At 71.6% G+C, this 5,163-nt stretch carries 6 protein-coding genes; 1 reads left to right on the forward strand and 5 read right to left on the reverse strand.

The genetic code is table 11. The annotated features are described in order from the left end of the window. The 3 genes from FV230_RS24240 to FV230_RS24250 form a co-directional block, all read right to left on the reverse strand. Positions 1 to 1,403, reverse strand: a 1,403-nt coding sequence (locus FV230_RS24240) for a sensor histidine kinase (protein ID WP_147844217.1), incomplete at its 3' end; no start/stop codon positions are given. A 124-nt stretch (positions 1,404 to 1,527) separates the two neighbouring features. Then, positions 1,528 to 2,205: a response regulator transcription factor gene (locus FV230_RS24245; protein WP_147729507.1), complete on the reverse strand. Its 678-nt coding sequence runs from the start codon at positions 2,203 to 2,205 to the stop codon at positions 1,528 to 1,530. A 36-nt stretch (positions 2,206 to 2,241) separates the two neighbouring features. Next, positions 2,242 to 2,616, reverse strand: a complete 375-nt coding sequence (locus FV230_RS24250) for a PepSY domain-containing protein (RefSeq protein WP_147844218.1) — start codon at positions 2,614 to 2,616, stop codon at positions 2,242 to 2,244. A 446-nt stretch (positions 2,617 to 3,062) separates the two neighbouring features. Here FV230_RS24250 and FV230_RS24255 point away from each other — a divergent pair, with 446 nt between their 5' ends. Continuing rightward, on the forward strand, positions 3,063 to 4,349 hold the full coding sequence (locus tag FV230_RS24255) for a family 16 glycosylhydrolase (protein ID WP_147844219.1): 1,287 nt from the start codon (positions 3,063 to 3,065) through the stop codon (positions 4,347 to 4,349). Here FV230_RS24255 and FV230_RS24260 read toward each other — a convergent pair. Continuing rightward, positions 4,309 to 4,818 (reverse strand): hypothetical protein, encoded by a 510-nt coding sequence (locus FV230_RS24260; protein ID WP_147844220.1) that lies wholly within the window; start codon positions 4,816 to 4,818, stop codon positions 4,309 to 4,311. The genes FV230_RS24255 and FV230_RS24260 overlap by 41 nt on opposite strands. Then, positions 4,815 to 5,163: hypothetical protein (locus FV230_RS29955; protein WP_187275607.1), on the reverse strand; the 349-nt coding region annotated here is incomplete at its 5' end. The genes FV230_RS29955 and FV230_RS24260, both read right to left, overlap by 4 nt.

Consider the following 5,163-nt stretch of genomic DNA (forward strand, 5'->3'; position numbering starts at 1 on the left):
CCCTTGGGCACGTCGCCCGGCACCTCGAGCACGGCGCGCAGGCCGCCGAGCGCCGCCTGCTCGAGGCGGAAGCGGCCGCGATAGAGCGTGGCGAGGTCGGCGACGATCGAGAGGCCGAGGCCGGAGCCGGGCTTCGATTCGTCCATCCGCCGCCCGCGCCCGAGCACGGCCGAGCGCGCCTCCTCCGGCAGGCCGGGGCCGTCGTCCTCGATCGCCACGAGAAGGTGGGGATAATCATGGGCATCCACCGCCTCGGCCCGGATCGCGACGCGGCCGGCCGCCCATTTCGAGGCGTTGTCGACGAGGTTGCCGACCATCTCCTCGAAATCCTGGTGCTCGCCGCGGAAGCGCAGGCCCGGCGGCACATGGACCTCGTAGGCGATGTCCTTGTCGCGATAGATCTTCCCGAAGGTCCGCACCAGGCCGGCGAGCGCCGGCTCGACGTCGGTCGAGGTCCCGAGCGTGCCGGCGAGCGCGGCGGCGCGCGCCCGGTCGAGGTGGTAGTTCACCTGGTCGCGCATCACCGCCGCCTGCTCGCGGATCTTCTCGGCGAGGTCGGCCGGGGCGTCGGAGGCGCCGACCTCGTTGACGATGATCGAGAGCGGCGTCTTGAGCGCGTGGGCGAGGTTGCCGACCTGGGTGCGGGCGCGCTCCAGGATCTCGCGGTTGGTCTCGATCAGGAGGTTCACCTCGCCGGTGAGCGGGGCGATGTCGCGCGGATAGGTGCCGGTGATCCGGTCGGCCTCGCCGCGCCGGATCGCGCCCAGGGCCGCGCGCATCTTCTTCAGCGGCGCCAGGCCGAAGCGGATCTGTAGCAGGGTCGTCAGCGCGAGCGACAGGCCGAGCAGGCCGAAGGTCATGAACAGGGAATTTCGGAAGCGCTCGACGTCGTTGACGATCTCGTCGGCGGGGCCGGCGACGCGCACGGTGTAGCGCCCGTCCTCGCCGAGGTCGACGTCGCGCTCGATGATGCGGAGCAGCCGGTCGTCCTGCGCCCGCCCGTAGCCCTGGCGGATCTGCCCGACCCCCGCCTTGCCGTCGGGATCGGTGGCGGGCTTCAGGGGCACGCCGACCAGGGAGCGCGAGGTGCGCAGGTCCCGCGGCCGGGCGTCGGGCTTGCCGACCTGCCAGTACCAGCCCGACAGCGGCAGGTCGAAGCGGGGGTCGCCGAGCGTGAAGGCCCGGCTCTCGGTGTCGCTCGGGGTGACGAGGTCGGTGGCGAGGTTGTTGGCGAAGACCAGCAGCCGGCTGTCGAAGGCCCGCTCGGTGGTCTCGCGATACAGCGTCGTCAGGATCCAGGCGGCGATCAGCAGGATCGCGGAGCTGGCGAGCAGCGCCGAGACGGCGAGCCGCACGGCGATCGAGCGACGGCGGAGCGAGAACAGGCTGAGGACGGCGTTCATGGGTGGCGCATGCTGCGGCACGGGCGGCGGGACCGACCGCCGGGTGGGATACCGTGATCCGGCTCGGCGGGAAGGCTTCCCCTCGAGCCGACATGACGGTCGCGCTCGGTCGTAGCCCGCTCCGTCACACCCGTGCCGGCGGCTGGCTCGGGTCGACCAGGTAGCCCAGCCCGCGCACCGTCTGGATCAGGTCCACCGCGAGCTTCTTCCGCAGGCGGCCGACGAACACCTCGATGGTGTTCGAATCGCGGTCGAAATCCTGGTCGTAGAGATGCTCGGTCAGCTCGGCGCGGGAGACGACGCGGCCGGTGTGGTGCATCAGGTAGGAGAGCAGCCGGTATTCGTGGCTCGTCAGCTTGATCGGGTTGCCGTCGACGAACACCCGCCCCGAGCGGGTGTCGAGGGTGACGGGGCCGCAGGCGATCTGGCTGGTGGCGTGGCCGGCGGCGCGGCGGAGCAGCGCGCGGACGCGCGCCATCAGCTCCTCCATGTGGAACGGCTTGGTGACGTAGTCGTCAGCGCCGGCATCGAACCCGTCGACCTTGTCGGACCAGCGGTCGCGCGCGGTGAGGATGATGACGGGGGTCTTGATCCCGGCGCGGCGCCACTTCTGCAGGACGCTGACGCCGTCGGCCTTGGGCAGCCCCATGTCGAGGATGATCGCGTCGTAGGGCTCGCTCTCGCCGAGGTAGCCGCCCTCCTCGCCGTCGAAGGCCTTGTCGGCGACGTAGCCCGCCTCCTCCAGCGCGCTGACCACCTGCCGGTTGATGTCCCGGTCATCCTCGACCACGAGCAGACGCACGGATCACCCTCCCTCGAGCGACGGCCTTCCCGGCCGTCAGTACTGGCCCGCCACCTGGCCGGTCTTGGCGTCGACCATCACGTGCACGAAGTGGCCGTCCCGACGCAAGGCGGTCAGCATGTAGACGAGGCCGTCGGCGTGGCGGCACAGGCTCGCCCGCTGGATCTCGGCCCGCGGGATCACCGTGCGCGCGGCCTTGATCGCCGTCACCGGCGCGATCACCCGGCGCTCGGACACCTCCTCGCGCATGTCGGCGGGCGACAGGCACTCCTCGACCCGCAGCTGCGGCGGGCCGGGCGCGGCGACGGCCGGGGCCGCCTCGCGGGTCTCCTCCGCCGATATGCCGAGGCCGCCCGCCGCAAGGGCCGCGGCGGTCAGGCAGATCGCTGCGAGGGCGAGGGGGTAGCGCATGGGGAGGGACTGTCGGTCCGAGGCACTGAATGCGCCCTGAATGCCGCCGGCCGCGGACCCATGACCGGGGCCGTGCGGGCGGAGGGTGGCTCGGGCGGCGGCGGGTCTCATCGAAGGTCCGTGGGAAGCTGCGAAGCGTTACGGCCGAGAACCGCAGCGGTTCCATCGCGCCCCGTGCGATCCACGGGGATGCGCGTCCGGCCGCCGCCGACGGAGTGAGGATCGGCGACGAAGAGGCCACGCGCGACGACTGTCGAACGCCGAGGCCGTCGGTAGTTTATACGCGAACCCGCCCAACGAAGACGCAGATGGCGCCCGAAGCGGCGGCCGAAGACCGCAAACGACCCAGCGCACCGCGGAACCAAGTTTGTAAACCGATTATTCTACTCTCGGTTGTATTCATCATGCGCGGCGGCTTCGGCCGCCCGCGTGAGGCGGGACCTGTCATGGCGATCGATCCGAACCACCTGTCGCAGACCGCGACGCTGACCTTCGCCGAAGAGTTCGACGCGTTCACGCCGTGGAACGGCACGACGGGCCTCGACACGGTCGGGGCGCCGCAATGGTCGACGAAGGTCCGCGCGACCGGGACGATGCCATACAACGATGAATTGCAATATTACGTCGCCGGCGCGGACGGCGCCGCGGGCGGCACGGCCGGCCTGCCCGACCCGTTCCAGGTCTCCGACGGCGCGCTGACGATCTCCGCCGCGCCGGCCGCCCCCGACATCCAGGGTTCGATCGAGGGGCAGACCTACACGTCGGGGATGATCAACACCTACCACAGCTTCAGCCAGACCTACGGCTACTTCGAGATCCGCGCGCAGCTCCCCGCGGCCCACGGCATGTGGCCGGCGTTCTGGATGCTGCCCGCGGACGGGAGCTGGCCGCCGGAGCTCGACGTGATGGAGATGGTCGGCGGCGACCCGAACACCCTGCGCAACACCGTCCACAGCCAGGTCTCGGGCAGCCAGCGGGTCGACGCGACGCATTACCTGGACGAGGCGAACGTCGCCGTGCCGGACATGACGTCGGGCTTCCACACCTACGGCGTCGACTGGGAGCCCGACACCATCACCTGGTACTACGACGGGCACCCGACCTTCCAGGCCGCCACGCCGGCCGATCTCGACAAGCCGATGTACCTGATCGCCAACCTCGCCGTCGGCGGGGCCTGGGCCGGCGACCCGGACGCGGCGTCGGCGCAGATGACGATCGATTACATCCGGGCCTATGCGAGCGCGCCGACCGCGGCGTCGCCGAGCGACACCTTCCACTTCCGCGACGCGAGCACCGGCGACGACCTCTACACGACGAGCGCGAGCGAACGGGCCTACGTCGCGCAGAACCTGCCGTCCTACACCGCGGAGGGCGTGGCCTGGATGGCGCCCGCCGCGAGCGCGGACACGGTGGAGGTGTTCCGCTTCGTCGATACGCGGACGGGCGAGCACTTCTATACGGCGAGCCCCACGGAGCGCGACCACATCGACGCGATGATGCCGAGCTTCCACGACGAGGGCGTGGCGTTCCAGGCCTATGCCGACCCGGCGCTGGCCGGCGCAGACGCGCTGACGGTGCAGCGCTTCCTCGACACCGCGACCGGCGAGCACCACTACACGGCCGGCACCGCCGAGACGGCGGCCTTCGAGAAGGCCCAGGCCGGCGGCAGCTGGATTCACGAGGGGGCGGCCTTCACGGTGCACGCGCCGTCGCCCGGAATGCTGGACCTGTGACCCCGCCGCAGGTCACCCGGAACGGGGTGATCGCGTCCGGCTGGCGCTGGCGGAAGACGGTGCGCTGAAGCCAGTTGCAGGCGGCCGACGGGCTCTCAACCAGGATCGCGGGGCCGCAGGGGAAGTCGGCCGGGATCTCGGTCTCGATGGTCTGGGGCCGGCCGTCGCGGTCCCAGGGCGGCGCATCGAAGGCGATCTCGGGGAGCATCACCCGGCGCCCGTCGGCGCCGAGGCTCTGCAGGCGGCGCGTGACGTGCAGCGCGCATTCGGCGCCGTAGGCGATCACCCGCGTCTGGCGCAGGGCGCCGCCGGGCGCGACCTCGGGCGTCAGCAGGTCCGTCGAGCGGACGCGGTAGGGCCAGTGCCAGTCGCCGGCGGTGTAGGAGACGAAGGCGCACAGCGCCAGGAACAGGCTCCCGCCGACCGCGTGGTAGAGCCGGGTGAGCCAGCGGTCGAGGGTGGCGCTCATCGCAGATCTCCCCGGAACAGCCGCCAGATCTGGCGGACGAGCGGCAGCCGGTCGATCCCGAACTGCGCCAGCGCGAAGGCCGTGACGGCGACGGCGACCGCCGCATGCTTCATCCGCCGGTAGTACCGGGCCAGCGCCCGCCGCTCGATCCGGTCGTCGATCACCGCGTCGAGGGCGGCGAGGCGGTCCGGCGTCTGGTGCCGGATGAAGCTGCGCCACTCGGTGCCGAACCGGACGACCAGCCGGTCCTCGTCCGGCTCGGTCGCGGCACGCTCGGCGTAGGCGCGGCGGATCAGGGTCTCGCCGAGGCCGTCGTCGGGGGGCGGCAGCACCCGGCCGACGCCC

Source organism: Methylobacterium sp. WL6, from assembly GCF_008040095.1.
Classification (GTDB): Bacteria; Pseudomonadota; Alphaproteobacteria; order Rhizobiales; family Beijerinckiaceae; genus Methylobacterium.